The 17,873-nt window shown below is 60.9% G+C and carries 16 protein-coding genes and 6 pseudogenes; 11 read left to right on the forward strand and 11 right to left on the reverse strand.

The window, feature by feature from the left end; genetic code table 11:
- Positions 1-228: 228 nt before the first annotated feature.
- Both ACZ2G3_RS19875 and ACZ2G3_RS19880 read right to left on the reverse strand, forming a co-directional pair.
- A pseudogene (locus ACZ2G3_RS19875) lies at positions 229-561 on the reverse strand (PHP domain-containing protein); the annotation flags it as partial.
- Positions 558-680: a hypothetical protein gene (locus ACZ2G3_RS19880; RefSeq protein ID WP_470400197.1), complete on the reverse strand. Its 123-nt coding sequence runs from the start codon at positions 678-680 to the stop codon at positions 558-560. The gene ACZ2G3_RS19880 and the pseudogene ACZ2G3_RS19875, both read right to left, overlap by 4 nt.
- An 89-nt stretch (positions 681-769) precedes the next feature.
- Here ACZ2G3_RS19880 and ACZ2G3_RS19885 point away from each other — a divergent pair, with 89 nt between their 5' ends.
- Positions 770-1,702 (forward strand): IS5 family transposase, encoded by a 933-nt coding sequence (locus ACZ2G3_RS19885; RefSeq protein WP_470395316.1) that lies wholly within the window; start codon positions 770-772, stop codon positions 1,700-1,702.
- 54 nt (positions 1,703-1,756) lie between these two features.
- Here ACZ2G3_RS19885 and istA (ACZ2G3_RS19890) read toward each other — a convergent pair.
- Positions 1,757-2,836: pseudogene (gene istA, locus ACZ2G3_RS19890) on the reverse strand (IS21 family transposase); the annotation flags it as partial.
- Positions 2,837-3,309: 473 nt separating this feature from the next.
- On the opposite strand from istA (ACZ2G3_RS19890), the gene ACZ2G3_RS19895 reads away from it, so the two are divergent.
- The 3 genes from ACZ2G3_RS19895 (at position 3,310) to ACZ2G3_RS19905 (ending at position 5,419) form a co-directional block, all read left to right on the forward strand.
- On the forward strand, positions 3,310-3,636 hold the full coding sequence (locus ACZ2G3_RS19895; RefSeq protein ID WP_470400198.1) for a type II toxin-antitoxin system RelE/ParE family toxin: 327 nt from the start codon (positions 3,310-3,312) through the stop codon (positions 3,634-3,636).
- Complete coding sequence (locus ACZ2G3_RS19900; RefSeq protein WP_470400199.1) at positions 3,633-3,992, forward strand: helix-turn-helix domain-containing protein; 360 nt, start codon at positions 3,633-3,635, stop codon at positions 3,990-3,992. Before ACZ2G3_RS19895 ends, ACZ2G3_RS19900 begins: the two co-directional genes overlap by 4 nt.
- Before the next feature lie 227 nt (positions 3,993-4,219).
- Entirely contained in the window at positions 4,220-5,419 is a 1,200-nt protein-coding gene (locus tag ACZ2G3_RS19905) for a type I restriction enzyme endonuclease domain-containing protein (protein WP_470400200.1), read from the forward strand.
- A gap of 331 nt (positions 5,420-5,750) precedes the next feature.
- Here the strand turns inward: ACZ2G3_RS19905 and ACZ2G3_RS19910 are convergent.
- Positions 5,751-6,085: pseudogene (locus ACZ2G3_RS19910) on the reverse strand (integrase core domain-containing protein); the annotation flags it as partial.
- Between the two features lie 136 nt (positions 6,086-6,221).
- Here ACZ2G3_RS19910 and ACZ2G3_RS19915 point away from each other — a divergent pair.
- Positions 6,222-7,528: pseudogene (locus tag ACZ2G3_RS19915) on the forward strand (IS110 family RNA-guided transposase).
- A 205-nt stretch (positions 7,529-7,733) separates the two neighbouring features.
- Here the strand turns inward: ACZ2G3_RS19915 and ACZ2G3_RS19920 are convergent.
- From ACZ2G3_RS19920 to ACZ2G3_RS19940, 5 genes and pseudogenes are all read right to left on the reverse strand, one after another.
- A pseudogene (locus ACZ2G3_RS19920) lies at positions 7,734-8,566 on the reverse strand (IS3 family transposase); the annotation flags it as partial.
- 89 nt (positions 8,567-8,655) lie between these two features.
- Entirely contained in the window at positions 8,656-8,892 is a 237-nt protein-coding gene (locus ACZ2G3_RS19925) for a non-canonical purine NTP pyrophosphatase (RefSeq protein WP_470400201.1), read from the reverse strand.
- An 18-nt stretch (positions 8,893-8,910) separates the two neighbouring features.
- Positions 8,911-9,753 (reverse strand): DMT family transporter, encoded by an 843-nt coding sequence (locus tag ACZ2G3_RS19930; RefSeq protein WP_470400231.1) that lies wholly within the window; start codon positions 9,751-9,753, stop codon positions 8,911-8,913.
- Positions 9,754-10,276: 523 nt separating this feature from the next.
- On the reverse strand, positions 10,277-10,495 hold the full coding sequence (locus ACZ2G3_RS19935) for an L-histidine N(alpha)-methyltransferase (RefSeq protein WP_470400202.1): 219 nt from the start codon (positions 10,493-10,495) through the stop codon (positions 10,277-10,279).
- A gap of 618 nt (positions 10,496-11,113) precedes the next feature.
- Entirely contained in the window at positions 11,114-11,326 is a 213-nt protein-coding gene (locus ACZ2G3_RS19940) for a hypothetical protein (RefSeq protein WP_111298309.1), read from the reverse strand.
- A 263-nt stretch (positions 11,327-11,589) separates the two neighbouring features.
- Between ACZ2G3_RS19940 and ACZ2G3_RS19945 the strand changes: the two genes are divergently transcribed.
- From ACZ2G3_RS19945 to ACZ2G3_RS19955, 3 genes are all read left to right on the forward strand, one after another.
- Entirely contained in the window at positions 11,590-12,123 is a 534-nt protein-coding gene (locus ACZ2G3_RS19945) for a hypothetical protein (RefSeq protein WP_470400203.1), read from the forward strand.
- Positions 12,120-12,344 (forward strand): hypothetical protein, encoded by a 225-nt coding sequence (locus ACZ2G3_RS19950; RefSeq protein ID WP_470400204.1) that lies wholly within the window; start codon positions 12,120-12,122, stop codon positions 12,342-12,344. The genes ACZ2G3_RS19945 and ACZ2G3_RS19950 overlap by 4 nt, the downstream gene beginning before the upstream one ends.
- A 133-nt stretch (positions 12,345-12,477) precedes the next feature.
- Positions 12,478-12,726, forward strand: coding sequence for a hypothetical protein (locus ACZ2G3_RS19955; RefSeq protein WP_470400205.1), 249 nt, complete (start codon positions 12,478-12,480; stop codon positions 12,724-12,726).
- 99 nt (positions 12,727-12,825) lie between these two features.
- Here ACZ2G3_RS19955 and ACZ2G3_RS19960 read toward each other — a convergent pair whose 3' ends face one another.
- Entirely contained in the window at positions 12,826-13,626 is an 801-nt protein-coding gene (locus tag ACZ2G3_RS19960) for a sugar transferase (protein ID WP_470400206.1), read from the reverse strand.
- 45 nt (positions 13,627-13,671) lie between these two features.
- Here ACZ2G3_RS19960 and istA (ACZ2G3_RS19965) point away from each other — a divergent pair, with 45 nt between their 5' ends.
- The 3 genes and pseudogenes from istA (ACZ2G3_RS19965) to ACZ2G3_RS19975 all read left to right on the forward strand — a co-directional run.
- Entirely contained in the window at positions 13,672-15,168 is a 1,497-nt protein-coding gene (istA, locus tag ACZ2G3_RS19965) for an IS21 family transposase (protein WP_470400207.1), read from the forward strand.
- Positions 15,165-15,929 carry an IS21-like element helper ATPase IstB gene (gene istB, locus ACZ2G3_RS19970; RefSeq protein WP_470400208.1) on the forward strand — a complete coding sequence of 255 codons (765 nt, stop codon included), beginning with the start codon at positions 15,165-15,167 and terminating at the stop codon, positions 15,927-15,929. Before istA (ACZ2G3_RS19965) ends, istB begins: the two co-directional genes overlap by 4 nt.
- Before the next feature lie 148 nt (positions 15,930-16,077).
- A pseudogene (locus tag ACZ2G3_RS19975) lies at positions 16,078-16,191 on the forward strand (IS3 family transposase); the annotation flags it as partial.
- Between the two features lie 383 nt (positions 16,192-16,574).
- On the opposite strand, the gene ACZ2G3_RS19980 reads toward ACZ2G3_RS19975, so the two are convergent.
- On the reverse strand, positions 16,575-17,324 hold the full coding sequence (locus ACZ2G3_RS19980) for a DNA repair protein (RefSeq protein ID WP_470400209.1): 750 nt from the start codon (positions 17,322-17,324) through the stop codon (positions 16,575-16,577).
- Between the last annotated feature and the right edge of the window lie 549 nt (positions 17,325-17,873).

Below are 17,873 nucleotides of genomic sequence, written 5' to 3' on the forward strand. Positions count from 1 at the left end.
AAATCTTGAATGCGTTCAAGTTTGCTATGTCAGGAGCCGACACGACGGGTGGGCGCCAACGGAGGCTAGCGGGTGGAGGGACATCGCGCACCGTGTAAGGTTTGAATTCAGAGCAGTCTAACAGCGAATTCCGGTGTTTTTCCTACGGTGGCTGAGCTGTACATTCAGCTGAGCCTTCTCGCAGGATGCAGTGCACGGGCAGGCTCGGCGATCCGGTTGCGTGCTGTTATCCGCCCATTCCAGATGGCACCTGCCCTTGCCGGCGCGGGCCTTGCCGACGGACAGCAGGCGGCAGAGCCGGGAATAAGCGGGGCGGTCGGTGGGATAGACCAGCAGCGACATTCCACAGGCCAGATCCAGCCGGCAGCCGACGATCAGCCGGACGCCGGTGTCCTTGGCCGCTTCATGCGCGCGGACGATGCTGGCAAGGCTGTTGCGGTCGGTGACGGCCAGCGCCTCCATCCCCATCAGGGCAGCGGTGGCGAACAGTTCCTCGGCCGAGGAGGCACCGCGCAGGAAGGAGAAGTGCGACGTCACCTGCAGCTCGACATAGCCGCTCATCCGAAGACCCCATGGAGGAACCAGCGGTGCGAGCCGGTGCCGGCATCCTCACCATCACCGGCACGGAAGATCCAGAAGCGTTCGCCGGCCTCGTCCTCGACGCGGAAGTAGTCGCGCACGGCCTGCGTCTCCGCATCGCGCTTCGACCTTGTTGCACATCTCAGTGAGGGGGATTCACTGAGCGCGTCCTGAGGGTTAGGTCGAGGGCATGCCGAAGCCTTCCCCGATCCGCTACTGCACGACGAACTGGTCAGACTACAATGCGGCGCTGCGCAAGCGCGGCTCGCTGTCGGTCTGGTTCGATCCCGAGACGGTCTGGCACGCCGACAAGACCGGCAAGCGCGGGCGACCCGAGACCTTCTCGGACGCTGCCATCCAGACCTGCTTGACCCTGAAAGTGCTTTTTGGGCTTCCGCTCCGGCAGACGGTCGGGCTGGTTGAAAGCCTGATCCAGATGGCGGGGCTTGATTGGCCGGTTCCGGACTATTCGACGCTGTGCCGCCGGCAGGCGCGGATCGCGGTGCAGGTCCCGTATCGCGCGTCCGGGCAGCCCCTGAACCTGTTGATCGACAGCACCGGTATCAAGTTCCGCGGGGACGGCGAGTGGCAGACCCGCAAACATGGCCCGTCACGCCGGAGGCAATGGAGAAAGGTCCACCTCGCCATGGACGCGGGCACCGGGGATGTGCGCGCGGTCGAGTTGACCTCGAGCCGCCAAGGCGACAGCCCGCTGCTGCCGGAGCTTCTGGCGCAGATCCCGCCGGAAGAGACGATCGGCACGGTCACCGCAGATGGTGCTTACGATACACGACGATGCCATGGCGCGATCATCGACCGAGGCGCGGATGCCGTCATACCGATCCGGCGCAATGGCCGCGCCTGGAAAGAAGACTGTCCCGCTGCTGCCGCGCGAAATGAGATCCTGCGGGCAACCAGGCGCTTGGGCCGGGCGCTCTGGAAGAAGTGGACCGGCTATCACGCCCGAAGTCGGGTCGAAGCTTTGATGAACTGCCTGAAGCTCTTCGGCGAGAGGATCATGTCACGAGACCCCGCCCGCCAGACCGCCGAAATCCAGATCCGCATCGCCATCATGAACCGCTTCTCGGCCCTTGGCAGGGCCGAGATCGAAGCAGTCCGCTGAAGAATGGCGGGAAAGGGGGCAGTCATGCTCGGGGCTGATTTGCGCAACATCGCCGCTTGCCGGCACAGAATAACGATTGCGTTCGAAGGTGATCAGGCAGGTGGGTGACACCCGCTTGGCTCGTGTTCGAAAAAGCCATCGAAGGCCGTGGGCAACGGCATCAGTGCAGGCTTCTCTGCCTCCCAGACATAGGCGACGCTACCGGGGAGGCTGCCATGTGCGGTTTCGGCCCACAGTGCCTTGCACCGTTCCTCAAGCCACATATTCAACGCATCGAGATCCGGAAAGGCCGGCATCACCTGCCAGAGCCGGTGGCGCGCATCGCGAACGTTCTTCTCGACCTGTCCCTGCGCCAGCGGGCTTGGACCGATGGCGCCTCACTGGCGCAGTCCCAGCCCGCCGCCGGGTTGCAGAAATCGGGCTCAAAAACGTAGTGGCTGGTCATGGCCATGAACCGCGCATTCACATCGCGCTTCTTGCCCACACCCACGCGATCCACCGCCGTCTTCGCGTCCATTGTCCTTGGACCGATGGCGGACAATTCCCGCTGTCGTAGATCCCGCGGCCCGGCACGCCCTCGAAAACCCGGAACGCGTGCCAGTGCGCGTCGAACAACATCTCGTGGGTTTGGAGCAGATAGGTCCTGACCAGAAACGCCCGGCTGTGCGACAGCTTGATATGGGCCACCTGCAACTTGTTGCGCTCGCCGCCGACATGGGCCCAGTCCTCGCTCCAGTCGAACTGGAACGCCTCGCCCGGCTGAAACACCAGCGGCACGAATGTCCCGCGATCGGTCGACTGCTGTGCGCGCTGCCGGTCTCCTTTCCAGGTCCGCACGAAGACTGCCACACGCTCATACGAGCCTTCATAGCCAAGCCGAACCAAATCGGCGTGCATCTTCTTGGCGGTGCGTCGATCCTTGCGCGATTTGCGCTGCTCCATCACCAGCCAGCCTGACAGCTTCTCCGCATACGCGTCCAGCTTGCTTGGCCGCGCCGGGGTCTGGAACTCAGGTTCAACAACCCCCGTCCGCAGATACTTCTTGATGGTGTTGCGAGACAGCCCGGTCCGCCGCGCAATCTCGCGGATGGGCACCTTGTCCCGCAATGCCCTACGTCGAATAACACTCAAAATCCCATGTCGATCACTCCGATATCCCCCGACAAATCCCGTCAGGGGCAAGGTTCCACATGGGTCAGTTTTCAGTGGCAATTCCGACTGCTGCTGGGTCAGTTCTGGGTGACATCCAACACACCGACGACGGGAGCGGATCATGAAGCGCTTCAAGTCGCCCGGACAAGCGCCGCGGTTCCTCGCCACCCACGACCAGGTTGCCAATCTCTTCAGAACGCCGACCACTACCACCGCCAACCACCGCCAACCACCGCAGACAAACGAGACGACAAGCTCACGCGATCTGGGGCGACGTCGCGGGAGTTGCCGTCGCTTGACGCGCCGACGAAGAAGGCGTTCTACGATCCGAGGGCGCAAGTTGACGATGCCCTTGTGACAGATGGATTTTATACCTATATTGGTATAGAGAGGTGAGGTTGGCGGATAACAGTGAACGGCCAGTTAAGTGGCTCTACGACTCGAAGAAGCAGCTGATGACCTTCCCGCAGGAGGTTCGGACGCAGGTGGGCTACGCGTTGAGCGAAGCTCAGATGGGTCGCAAGGCAGTTTTCGCTAAGCCTCTGACCGGCTTGGGTGCAGGTGTCTTCGAGATCGTGGCGGATCATGACGGCGACACCTATCGCTCGGTTTACGCGGTGAAGTTTGGAGAAGACATCTACGTCCTGCACTCGTTTCAGAAGAAGTCTACGGCAGGGATCAAGACGCCGAAGCCCGATATCGATCTTATCAAGACCCGTCTGAGCCAGGTGAAGCAGCACCTCGCCCAGGCGCAGAAGGCAACAAAAAGGAAGAAAAAATGACCGAAGATCAATCGCCGCTGGAGATCGAAGTCGGAAGCGGCAACGTTTTTGCCGATCTCGGTCTCGATGATGCGCCCGAACTGAAGTTGAAGGCCGCCATCGTTGGTCAGATCAACTCCATCCTGCGCCATCGCCATCTGACTCAGGTCCAGGCTTCCGAACTCCTTGGCCTGCCGCAACCGAAAATCTCCGCGCTCAAGAACGGCAAACTCCGTGGCTTCTCCTTGGAGAAGCTTCTCGAAATCATGGTGAAGCTCGATCGCGATGTTGAGATCGGTTTCAGCAGGTCCTCCAAAAAGGAGGGTTCGCGCTACTACATTCGTAATGAAAAGGTACGGACACCCATCGCGGCCTGACCTGGCGCTCGCGCGTTGGCGCACGATGTGGTGTGTAGCTCACGGACAGCGGCCCAGCGAGCTACTCGGGCTTCGGCGCTACCGCCTAATGCTGCTCTTCGAAAGAACATTTCGCGAATTTCGAACCCCTTGCGTGTCGCCTGGAGGTCGCCCGTCTGATTGCGCAGGACGAGGAACGGCTGAAGACTGCCCATGAGGCGGAAGGCGCGGCGATAGCCGAGCGGCTGATGTGGCTGCACGAACTCGATATGGCGGTGGTGGTCAGCCAGAGCCAGAACGAGTTCGATGATCTGCGCAAGAAGGGCCTCGACATTCTGCCCCACCGCGAGCGGATGCAGCGGGAAGATATTGAGGCCAAGTTTAAGGATGCCGATGACCCGTTGCGGCTGGTGTTCGTTTGCGCGATGTGGATCACCGGTTTCGACGTGCCCACCATCGGCACCGTCTATCTCGATAAGCCGAGGAAGAATCACACGCTGATGCAGACCATTGCACGGGCTAACCGCCGGGCAGAGGGCAAGACATCAGGCGTCATCGTTGATTATGTCGGCGTGTTCCAGAACCTTCAGAAGGCGCTCGCCATCTACGCGGGCGGCGGGGGCGAGGAAACGCCGATCAAGGACAAGGAGGCTCTTGTCGCTAGCCTTGAAGATGCGCTGACCTCGGCGCGGGCGTTCGTCCAGCCATTGTGCGTTGAACCGGAAGCCATCACGGAGGTGCACGATTTCGACCGGCTGCGGCTCATCAATCAGGCCGTGGAGGTCTTGATCGCGCCAGACGAGCGCCGCCGTGAGTTCCTGCGCATGACTGCTGCCGTCACCAAAGCCTACAAGGCGCTGCTGCCCGATGAGCGGGCTGCGCCCTATCTCCGGCCAGTTGCCGTGTTCCACACCCTATCCGACGCGGTGAAGGCAAAGATGGGGCCGGTCGATATATCCGCCATCGCCGCCCGCATCGCCGAACTGCTCGACAAGAAGCTGGAAGGCGTTGCGATCCTGACGCCCATTGTTGAAGGCGACACCGCCAAGGGGCGCGTGGACCTTTCCGGCATCGACTTCGACAAGCTGGCCGATCTTTTCGCCACCAGCCCTAAAGTCACCACTGAAAAGCTGCGAGAGGGGGCAGAGGACATGGCCCGGAAAATGGCTGAAGCCAACTCCTCCCGGCAGCATTTGGTGGAGCGGCTGGAAAAGATGGTTGCCAATTACAACGCAGGTTCGGTCGATGCTGAGCAATTCTTCGAAGCACTGAAGGCGTTCATCGGCGAAATGAACGTGGAGGAGAAACGCGCCGCCCGCGAGGAACTGACGGAAGAGGAACTGGCGATCTTCGATCTGCTGACCACCCCGGAGCCCAAGCTCACCAAGGCGGAGGAGCAGGAAGTCAACGGGTGGCGCGATCCCTGCTGGAGAGGCTGCACGACCTGACTAGCGCGATAGACTGGGTTCGTGGGCAGGAAACGCGGGGTGCGGTCTGGACCGAGATTAGGCAGCGCCTCAACGCGCTGCCGGAAAATCCCTATCCTCAGGCATTGTGGGACAGCAAGGTCGAACACGTTTGGGATTTCGTATTGCGGCGTTACGCTTGACGGTAGTGTCGCAAACCTTTGCTCTTTTTCTTGGGCTTGAGATGCTGCAGATCGGATCGCATCAACGGTATGAGCGGGTTTGAAGGCATGGCGATTGACTTCAAGGGGCTGCACTATCCTGGATCGGTGATCCTGCTGACCTGCCCCTATCGAGTGGTCCGGTTTAAGTCTTAGTGCATGATAGGCCTTTGTGCCAAGGCAGGTGTCGACGGGGGAGATGATTGATCTGGCTTTGACGGCCAGTGAATGGCCTCTGGAGCGGGTGGTCGATAGCCCAGGGACGAGTGGGGCCGGATGGTGTTGTAGTGGACGCGCCACAGCTCGATCACGACGCGAGCCTCGGCGAGCGAGTAGAATATCTCGCCATTCAACAACTCGTCGCGGAGCTTCGAGTTGAAGCTCTCGCAGTAGCCGTTCTCCCACGGGCTGCCCGTTCGATGAATGCGGTCTTCGCTCCAACAGCATCGATCCAGTTGCGAACGGCTGTGGCGATGAACTCCGGCCCATAGCATGTTGGGAACAGCACGCCGGAGAAGGTCATGGCCGTGCGCGGAGCCAACAAAATCGCGCAGCGGGCGGCCATGACCGGGCTCAGATCTCTATGGTGGTTTTGCGAACCACACCATGGAGGAGACCCAGTCATGACCAAGGTCAATCATATGTCGGATGCTCGCGTTCTGGTAGGCGTCGACATTTCCAAGAACAGGCACGATGTGCTGATTGCGGTTCCAGGCAGGACGCGCCGCAGGCGCTTGACGGTGCTGAACACCGCTGAGGACTACGAGCGGCTGATCGGGACCCTTCGCAGCTTCGGATTACCCGTCACCATCGGGTTTGAGGGTCAAGGCACTGCCTTGACGGCAATTATCATCGTGCGTTGATGTTCGCCCTTGGTGCAGCCGGTTTCGAGCTGAAGCTCGTTTCCTCGCTGGCGCTCGCCCGCACCCGCGAAGCGCTCCACAACAGCTGGGACAAGAATGACCCGAAGGATGCGCAGGTCATCCTGCACATGCTGGAGATCGGCGCCGTGCAGGTCTTCCACGATCCTCTGGTCGCGGGCACCTGTGACATTCAGGAACTGTCGAAGACCTATGAGATGATTGCGCGGGCCAAGACGGAGCTCTGGCACCGCATTCTGACCCACTATCTGCCGCTCTATTTTCCGGAAGCGGACCGGTTCCACCGCAGCTCGCGCGGAGATTGGTTTCTTGCCTTCCTCGAGGCCTTTCCGTCGCCCCACATGATCACCGCGATGGAAAAGGACGAGTTCATTGCTGAGGCTTGGCCGGTTGTGGGCCGGCGCGTCGGCAAGGCAGCTCTTTTGGCGGATATCTATGAGACGTCAAGAACTTCGGTGGGCCTGCCTGTTGCGCCGGACTCGGATGCGATCCGCATGTTCCGCCTGGTTCAGGCTCAGGGGCGTGGTCTGATCCAGCAGCGCAATGTCATCGAAGCCCGCGCTGTCGAGTTACTCCCGGACAATCCGGACTATCGCCTGCTGCGCACCATCCCGGGGATAGGGCCGATCAATGCCCTCGCCGTTCTAGCAGAGGCCGGCAATCTGAGGCGCTTCCGACATCACCGCCAGTTCCTGAAGTTCTGCGGAATGGACTTGGCAACCGTGCAATCCGGTATGTTCCGCGGCAGGAGCAAGATCTCGAAGTATGGTAATGCCCGCCTGCGCCGGACGCTGTGGTTGGCCAGCCAGGCCGCCGTGCTCAAGCCGGCTAACAGCTTCCGAGACAAATTCGAGCGCTACATTGCACAGGATCGGCATAATCCCGACCTCCGTCGGAAGGCCTACACAGCCATCGCCGCAAAGATGGCGCGCACCATTCACGCCGTGATCAAATCCGGCGAACCCTATCGCCCCTTCTTTGCAGGGGCGAGCCCGAGCGGAAGGACCCCTCTCTGTAGAGCCGTGGAGGCGCCAACAGCGACCTCGTAGATAATGTTCGGGCCTTCCGCTTGGGAATTAGGATCTCGTCTTAAGGACGGTGAGGGCGGCGTTCTGGCCGACCCTGTATTCGGCTCATGGGAGAGACCACTTCTTGACGGCGGAGCCCGCTCGGGCGAACATCTTCAGGGTATCCAGTCGCTCGGATGCCCCGTGATCTGACGCCTTAAGCGCTCGTTCGCTCCTGACATAGGACGTTATCTGAGCGAACGTGACTGGGCACACCTCGCAAGATGAAAAGGTCGGTCAAGACATCGATCACCGCGGTCGAGTTCAGCTTTCGATCGATCCTGATCGCCAGGCACTCCCGGCTGAACTCGTCGATGACATTCAGCATGCGGAACTTCCTCCCATCATAGGTCCGGCCTTCGACGAAGTCGTAGGACCAGACGTGGTTTGATCGCTCCGGCCGCAGACGGATGCAGGACCCGTCTCCCAGCCAGAGCCGGCCCTTCTTCGGTTGCTTCTGGGGAACCTTCAGCCCCTCCCGCCGCCAGATCCGCTCGACGCGCTTGGTGTTCACGATCCAGCCGGCATCACGCAGCATTGCCGTGATGCGCCGGTAGCCGTAGCGACCGTATTGCGTGGCAAGGGCGACGATGTCCGCGGTCAGTGCATCCTCGTCGGCTCGTCCGCGCGGCGTTTTCCTTTGCGTCGATCGATGCTGTCCAAGCACGCGACAGGCAAAGCGCTCTGAGACAGAGAACTTCACCCGCACATGATCGACGCAGGCACGGCGGCGGGCGGGGCTTAATAGTTTCCCGAGGCAGCTTCCTTCAGAATGAGCTTCTCGAGCGTCAGGTCCGAGACGGCCTTCCGCAGGCGCTCGTTCTCCTTCTCCAGCTCCTTCAGCCGCTTCACCTGGTCGGACTTCAGCCCACCAAACTCCTTGCGCCACCGGTAGTAGGTAAACTGCGTCACGCCGATCAGCCGCACCGCCTTGGCCACCGATTGGCCTTGTGATACCAGCACATCGACTTGCCGAAGCTTCGCGACGATCTCTTCCGGCTTATGTCTTTTCTGGGGCATTCCTTGATCCTCCAACTGGCTTAAAAACCATACTTCAGGGAGGACCACTTTTCAGGGGGCAGGCCATCAGCTGTCAGGACGCCGGGCGCTCAGGCAAGATCTTCTACGGTGCAGCCGCTATCGTCGGCCAAGGTGGCGAGACCGGTAGCCTTGTAGCCGGCACGAGCTTTGAGACGTGCGTTGCCTGCGAACGTAGTCTCGGTTTCAGGCGGCGAGGGCAGGTGCAGATCGGGGGCAATCCGGCATGTCACGCCCAAGGGGCTTAACAGTTCGGCAAGCTCAGCCAGTTTGCCGCGATTGTGCGACGCGATCAGGAGCGTGCTCATGAGTGAAGTCTCGTCATGTCAGCCGATCCTTGAGCGGCGCCCCATCCATACCACGCCGGCAACGGCGGCGGCGAAGAAGAAAGTCGAAAGTGGAATGCTCTCCCCCAACAGTGTCGCGGCCACCGCTAGCGTCACGAAGCTCTGCAGCAGCTGAACCTGCGACACACGTGCGATGCCTCCGATAGCGAGCCCGGTGTTCCAGGCGAAGAAGCCCAAGAACATAGAAAAGAAGGCGGCATAAAGCAGGGCCCCGATGGAACGGGGGGTGGCCGCAGCAAATCCCGACTCCCAACTCAGCAGGGCGCCAATCAGCGACAGAGGTAGAGTGATCACCAATGCCCATGAGATGACCTCCCAACCAGGCATTCTGCGGGCGAGCTTGCCGAAGATCACATATCCCAATGCCGCGCAGAGGCCAGAGGCCAGCAGCCAAAAATCACCTGCCGCAACGAGCAAACCGGCCTCACGCAATGCAAATGCTGCAACCAATGCAGCCCCGGTAGCGCTCCAGCCCCAGAATGCCGCGGAAGGGCGCTCACCAGCCAGGAGTGCAGCAAAGCCCGCGGTCGCAAGAGGTAGCACGCCCAGGATCACCCCGCCATGTGCTGCCGGAACCGTCTGCATCGCGACCGCCATAAGACCCGGAAAGCCAAATACGAGCATGAGCGCGGCAAGTGCGATCGAGGGAAGGACGGGCCAGGGCACCGAGCGCTTCAGCACAACCAGCAACGCCAGGGCAGCAAGTCCGGCCAGCACCGCGCGTCCCGTGGTCACGAACGCCGGCGAAAAATCGGCGAGCGCCAGCTTGGTGATGGGAAGTGTGGCCCCGAAGATAACGACTCCAACAAGCCCGAGAACCATACCCAAGAGAGGCTGAGGCGCGTCTGGCTTGGAATGAAGAGGGGGGGGCAACAGGATGAGGCACGGTCATGTGGAGAAGTCATAACAGGTCCATCATTACCCCGAAAGAGGTCCTCCCGAAGCGCCACGTGATGTTCATCCAGAACGAACGCGGGTTGGCCCTCCGGACGCCACTTGGGCGAACGCAACCAGGAGGAACTGCAGAATGACCCATGTCGGACCTATGGGGTGCAGCCGATACCAAGGAACAACGGCTTGGAGTGGAGCACAGCCTATGTCAGGGCATGAGAAAGGTTATCGTGGGGAACGATCAACGAAGGCGTCCACCACAACCGACGTGATGGACCTGACAGCCTCTATGACTGCACCTGCCATGGAAGTGGATCTGCTGCCCCCTGAGTCCAACTGGGCAGGCATCCTCTCCTCCGTATGCCTTAGCTTGTTCTTGTTTATCACCTGTTTGCTGCAGTGCATGCCTGAACCCCCCTATCCTTCTTCTGATGGGAGAGGTTCCGGACACGAGTCAAGAGAAATGGGGGTAGTCGTCAACTTTGCCCCTAAAGCAGGGAGCGGCGTGAATAACTCGCAAGATCGGAGCGGATTGGAGATTTTCGGATAGGCGAGACAGACCTGAACGACGCGCGTTCCAGACGGCCCGATGGGCAAAGCGGTCGAGGTCGAACTCCGCATCCGCTTCACCGTTCAGCCGCGCGAGCAGGTTCAGGTTGATCGCCGCTGTCACACCCGAAGATGAACTGCCGGCCCCTCCTCCCAAAAGGGCCGGCAGTCCCAGCCAACGGGTTCCGCCGGCAGGCCGGACCAGAACATCGCGGACGGCTGACTGCAGTCCCTTCGGAATACCGCTGATATCTCGTCCGGCAAAGGTGTAACTTCCATCGAGCTTGGCGCGCCTGAGTCGGGAACGCGAGCGGCAAGGGGTTTTTCGGTTAACGACATCCGGACGCGACGCCCTCGCTAGAACCTGACACTGAGGGACTGTCCGCCGAACGGGCTCTCCCTCAACAACGCGACCAGCGCGGGCGCGCTCCTGACGCCGGATGCACAGGTATTGCGCTTGCCGAGCGGCCGGGTCGACCGCATGGCTTCTTGCACCTGATCACCAACGCAGAGACGCAGGGCCAGTAGCAGACCGGCCGCAAGGGAAACCGGAACGCGTCCCATCTTCAGCTGGCATGAAGCACTTGCAAGGTGGCAGCGGCGGGCTTGTCGGCTTCGCCGCTCGCGTTGGGTTTCTCATGGAGCTCTCGGACCTTCTTCCCTCACAACCACAGGGCTGACCCCGTTACGCAGGCATCCGGCGCATCCGCGACGCCACGTAGCTGCTCCTGGGGTGCGCGGCCTATGTCTCGATCGAGCTGAGAACGTCAGGCGACAGGATGGCAGCGACTGCACTGCGGCACATGAAGACGCTGTCGGAGCTGCGAACGATCACTGTGGCGACCAAACCTCCTCGCCTGAAGGCGGTTGCCTGGCAGTCGGTCTCACCAGTGGCGGCGCGCCATTTTTCGGTGATGTCGACGGAGTCATCTGTGAGATCATCGCGTGTCAGCATAACAAGGCTCCTGATAAAAAGTACAACGGCGTAACATTTTACATCCTGCTGAAATGCGCAGGGGGTCGTTTCTGACAGAGGCTTTTCCGTGCCTGCGCAAGAAACGGCACCATAACCAGCTAAAACATCGCGGGGCGCAGGCATGTCGTCTGTGCGACAGAACCGCCTCTGGCTCCTGCAAATTTTATCGATAACGACAAGCACGACCCCTCCGGTGCGGGTTCCGTGCCAGTTGGCCCACCGGCGCCAAAGGCCCGCGCAAGATGCGGAGTGAGCATGGGGATGATGCGCCTGGCGCGGTTCAGCTGATCCTCATCCACATCGGCGCAGACGATGCTGAAAAAGAAGTCGCGCTTTTCGTCACGGCTGAATATCACCGTCACGATGCCCTGCTCTCACAGTTCTTCGTTGAAGAATGGCGTCCGCAGAAGGTCCTCGCGCGGCAGCATCTCATCCGCCTGCATCATGCGCCTCAACGGTCGGATCAGCGCGGAGTCCATTCAGAAATGTCTGCCGCGACGCCTCCCCGAACAGGGCGGCATAGATATGTTCGACCAGGTTGCTTGTCTGCTGCGGCTTGTCTGGAGGAGGCATCGGCGGCCCTCCGTTTCGTCGCATTACTTGTCCTACCCCGTCCGGAGTATTCCGGCACCTCTAATCAGACAATAGTCTTAGAAGCGCGCCTCTTCGCGTACAACCCGCACCTACGGAAGACGCGAAATGCGCTTGCCTTTGTGGCGCTTCTTGCCTTGAGGGCACAAACAAGTCTGTGTTCTGTAAATGGAGCCTTGTTATGATCGAGATGTTGATCAGCGCCTGCGCACTCTCGGCGCAATTGGCCAGCCCCCCACAGCAATGCCACGACTTCAGCCTCCTGTTCGATGCACGCGAGGTCAGCATGATGACCTGCATGATCCACGGGCAGACCCAGGTCGCCCGCTGGAAGGACGCGCATCCACAGTGGAACATCCGTCGCTGGCAATGCCGCATGCAGGACAGACGAGAAAGCAGGATTTGAGCGCTGATCGACAGTCCGAGGGAGCGGGGGGATCCTCATCGGGGGCAAACTCCACTGGATCAAGCACGCCTTTAGCAGTCTCCTGTTCACGCAGATCCGGATGGGCATGCCGCTACTTCGGGAGGAGGATCAAATGAATCAGGTTGCAGATCGTATCCGGCCAAGAGGGGTGAAGGTTCATGCCTCGGCAGAGTTCACGGCCGACATGGCGGAAAACCTCTGTCTGGTGTTCCAGGGCATGCCCGAAGGGGAGAGACTTGTCGTGAGCTTCTCGAGCGCCGGCGTTTGGGGTGTAACGAGCCAGGGCCGCCGGATCTTCATTGGATCAACTGAAGTGTTCGACGTGGGTACGAAGAATGACGAACGACCTCACCTTCAGTGACATCATGAGATGAGGAACCCTAGGCGAACAAGGCGAAAGTCCCACTTTCAAAAGCGCTGCCCGTCCACAAGATCGCTTGTGATGCCCCCAGCACACTCCCTAACGTGCACCCTCGGAGGAGAGCAGGGCGGGCACAGTTCTGGCGATGATGCGGATGTCGCTGAGCAGGTTCCAGCGTGACACGTAGTGGCGGTCCAGGCGGACGCGTTCGGCGTAAGTCGTGTCGCTGCGCCCGCTGACCTGCCACAGACCCGTCAGGCCGGGGCGGCTCGCCAGGTAGAAGCGCGCTGTCCTGCCGTAAAAGGCCAGTTCGTCCTGCACGACCGGACGAGGGCCCACGAGGCTCATCTCGCCGCTCAGGACGTTCAGGAGCTGGGGCAACTCGTCAAGGCTCAGCTTGCGCAGCACCCTGCCGATGGGGGTGACGCGCGGATCGTCTGACAGTTTGCGCTGCGTGTTCCAAGTGATGAGATCGCCTGGATGATGGCGGAAATGCTCCTCCAGGACCTGATCGCCGTTGACGACCATGGTCCGGAACTTCCAGCACTTGAACTCGCGGCCGTTGAAGCCGATGCGGCGGTGGCCATAAAGTAGCGGCCCCTTGTCGGACTGCTTGATCAACAGCGCTACTCCCAGGATCAGGATGCCCAGCAGCGGCAGGACGAGCAGGACCAGCGCAATGTCGAAGGCGCGCTTGGCCTGGCCACCGATGGGCTGAGACCTGCTCGCCAGCGCCGGTTGTTCGGAAGGAAAGGCATCAGATGCTACTGGTTTGCTGCAGGTGACTGAACCGACTTTGGCTGCGTCTTCAACATTGAAGCCGTTTGAGAACGGCGGTGCAAAATTAGTCCACGGAAGTGGCGGCATGGAGCTGCTGCGGGCGGCGTAAAAGTCGTCCACCCTTTCCCTTTCTGCGGCAGCAGGGAGGGCGCGAGGATTTTCAGCGTGGAACTATATCTCAGGGTTCGCCAAGCCTGCGTGGCGGGTATGAGCCAGCGTCAGGCGGCGAAGGCCTTCAACATCTCCCGCGATACGGTTGCGAAGATGATGACGTTCTCGGTGCCGCCGGGTTCCCGGCGGACGGCCGAAGTCAGGCGGCCGAAGCTTGATCCCTTCATCCCGATCATTGAGGGTTGGCTTGAGGCGGATCGCTCCATGCCGCGGAAGCAGCGACATACGGCGAAACGGGTGTTCGACCGGCTGCGTGACGAATGCGGGTTCACCGGCGGCTACACGATCATCAAGGACTACATCCGGGAGCGGGAACGGCGGCGCCAGGAAGTGTTCGTGCCGCTGGCGCATCCACCAGGCCATGCGCAGGCCGACTTCGGCGAGGCGATGGTCAGGATCGGCGGTGTCGAACAGAAAGCCCACTTCTTCGTGCTGGATCTGCCGCACAGTGACGCCTGTTACGTCCGCGCCTATCCTGCTGCGGTCGCCGAGGCTTGGGTGGACGGTCATATCCATGCCTTTGCCTTCTTTGGGGCGGTCCCCCAGTCGATTGTCTATGACAATGACCGGTGCCTGGTGGCAAAGATCCTGCCCGATGGCACCCGCAAGCGGGCCACCCTGTTCAGCGGGTTTCTGTCGCATTACCTGATGCGGGATCACTACGGCCGCCCTGGCAAAGGCAACGACAAGGGGAATGTCGAAGGCCTGGTGGGTTATTGCCGCCGCAACTTCATGGTGCCGCTCCCCGAGTTCGCGACCTGGGAGGCGTTCAACCTTTGGCTGGAGGAGCAATGCCGCAAGCGCCAGCACGATGTCCTGCGCGGCGAAAGCGAAACGATCGGCGCACGGCTGCACCGCGATCTGGCAGAGATGCGATCCTTGCCTGCGTCACCCTTTGACGCCTGCGATCAGAGCACCGGCCGCGTCTCATCGCAATCGCTCGTGCGCTACAAGACCAATGACTACTCGGTGCCGGTCGCCTTTGCCCATCAGGATGTCTGGATCCGGGCTTATGTCCACGACGTGGTGATCGGCTGCCGGGGCGAGATCATTGCCCGCCACCCTCGATGCTGGGATCGCGATGAACTCATCTTCAACCCGATCCACTACCTGCCGCTGCTGGAGCAGAAGATCAATGCACTCGATCAGGCCGCGCCGTTGCAGGGCTGGGAGCTTCCCGAGGAGTTTGCTACCCTGCGACGGCTGATGGAAGCACGCAGGAACCGGCATGGCCGACGCGAATACGTCCAGGTCCTGCGGTTGCTGGAAGCTTTCGACCTGGTTGATCTGCATGCCGCGGTGAAGCAGGCGCTTCAGATGGGCGCGATTGGCTTCGACGCCGTAAAGCACCTGCTGCTTTGTCGTGTGGAACGCCGTCCGCCCCGGCTGGACCTGGACTGTTATCCTTATTTGCCCCGGACGACAGTCGAGAAGACCAGATGCGGTTCTTATATGCGGCTGCTGTCGGGCAATGCGGAGGACGCGGCATGAACGACGTCCCGGAAATCCTGCTCGCCCATCACCTCAAGGCCCTGAAGCTGCCGACGTTCCTACGAGAACATCAGAAGCTGGCCCGGCAATGCGCGGCCGAAGGCATGGATCATGTCCGATATCTCGCCCGGCTCGTTGAGCTGGAGCTGATTGACCGGGAGCGGCGGATGGTTGAGCGCCGCATCAAGGTCGCCAAATTCCCCACGGTCAAAAGCCTCGACAGCTTCGACTTCAGCGCCATTCCGAAGCTCAACAAGATGCAGGTGCTGGAACTGGCCCGCTGCGAATGGATCGACCGGCGCGAGAACGTCATTGCCCTTGGCCCAAGCGGCACCGGCAAGACGCACGTTGCCCTTGGCCTCGGGCTGGCGGCTTGTCAGAAGGGCATGTCGGTCAGCTTCACCACCGCGGCAGCCCTGGTCAACGAACTGATGGAGGCCCGCGACGAACGCCGCCTGCTTCGTGTCCAAAAACAGATGGCTGCCGTCAAATTGCTGATCATCGACGAACTGGGCTTCGTGCCGCTATCCAAGACCGGCGCCGAATTGCTGTTCGAGCTGATCTCGCAACGCTATGAGCGCGGCTCAACCCTGTTCACCAGCAATCTGCCCTTCGATGAGTGGACCGAGACCTTCGGTTCCGAGCGCCTCACCGGCGCACTGCTCGACAGGCTGACCCATCACGTCAGCATCCTCGAGATGAACGGCGAGAGTTATCGCCTCGCCAACAGCACGGCCCGAAAGAGGCAACAAGGATCCTGACATCACATCGCCTCGGCTTGGCCCAAAGAGCCAATGCGCCATGGCACGCGCCAGCTATATGGTGAGCGCGCGCGCCATGGCGCCGGCCACCGCTACCTGGCCCGGCTTTACGCCGCCGCCTGGCCGGATTTTGCACCGCCATTGACAGACGCGGCCATCTCAGCGTTGCGAGAGGGCCGCCAAGGCAGTGGAATACCGAGGGGTCACCATCGCACTGGTCTGCCGGGCGTTTGGCGTCAGCGAGACGCGTTATCGCTACAGTCGGCTGCAAACGTTGAAGTGAACCCGCCTCCCTTGCGCGTTCCACGGATCAAAAAAACCCCGCCAAAAGGCGGGGCTTTTTAAAAATGGGCGCTCGCAATAGACACAGAAAATTTGGACACAGGGAATGAAGCCCAACACATCCTGCCGCGGAAGGTTGCGGGACCTTCCGCGGTTTTTAGGAAGTTGGCTAATGGCCTCAGGGACTTGCCAGTGATGCTCTGCCGCGCATGCCAGCAGCCCGGCAGCAAAAAAGCCCCGCCAGAGGCGGGGCGAGCTGTAAAGGGATACTGGGGACGATGACGTGAAACTCGGAACAGGAACACTGTGGACCGCGCTCAACACGCTGCGCTGCAGAAGGTTCCGCCATGCTGGCAGGCCACGCTATTCGGCAGCAAGGCGTGGCCGGCGCCCGTGGAATTCAGGGTCGATGCCGAGGATGTGCATGATCTCGAGGATATCCGCCTGGAGCCTTTCGATGCGCCTGGCGACCCGCTCCTCGTCCGCATCGACTTGCTCATGAAGCCCGCGAAGTTCTGCAACGGTCGCCAGAGCACGCTCGATTTCAGCCTCCAGGCGCACGCACTCGCCTTGCCGATCCTGAATGAACGTTCTGGCTTCCTGCACCCGGTCGTCTGCATAGACTTGCGCGAGATCACGGGCATTGAAGCTCATCTTGGCGGCGAGCTCGAGAAGCTCCGGCTTCAAATTGATAAGATCGGGATGCCGGTGGAGAAAGTCGAGCCGCTCACGGGTGGCATCGTATTCTGACTTGAGCCTGAAGACGCCACTCCGGTCTGCTGCATGGGCCGCATGATAGGCGCGGGCGACGTCCTCCATGGAAGTCTTGAACTGCCGGTGCGAAACTTCCAGAGCCATGACGCGGGCGGAGGAGGGCAGGAATGCGGTCAACCCAAGCAGGAAGATCGTGAGGGTCAGCTGGATGGGCATCCCCAGATGGACAGGCTCTCCCGAGATCCGGGCCGTCAGGCCGATCCAGGGAAGGATGCCCAGGACGGCGGCCAGCGAGGCGCAGGCGGCGAGGGTGGCTGAAATCAGCACGATGAGGACGGCCATCCGCTGCGCCAGAAACTGTGCGAGGCCCAACCATCCCTTCAGATCACCTGGAAACATTTACAATACCTCCTTCACGTGGCTGAGTTGCCAGTGCGCCAAGTAAGCATGCTGGATGAGGTCAAGACCAAGAACTATGTACAATCTTACTTAATCTCCGGCCTGTGGCGCGGCACGGAAGAGTTCCTCCTAAAGGCGCACTACAACCAAAGCGTGTCGCGAAGATTATTTATAAGCGCGAACCCATGTCACGTCTTTCGACCGGAGAAACAGAACGCGAATTCTGCTGGTTGAGCGAACGGGCCCCCTTGTGAGGCAGTGCTGCGAAGTCTGTGGGGCCGAGACGGTCGCTGCCCATCACGATCGCTACGACGAGCCCCTGAACGTCAGGTGGCTCTGCCGTCGCCGTCACGTCAAGCTTCACCACCATGGGGAGGACATGTTTCCCATTGGTCGCGCCGTCTCGGAGGATGGATCATAAGCGACGCGTAGCGGCAGTGGACGATGATCCCGCGCACGGGACAGCGCCCGGCCCCTGCTAAAACGACGGTGCGAGCGCAGGCGGGCGTCGGCACCAGTTGCGAGATGTAGCGGGGGATCAGCTACATG

The sequence above is a fragment of the Paracoccus sp. KKT209 genome (assembly GCF_055635455.1).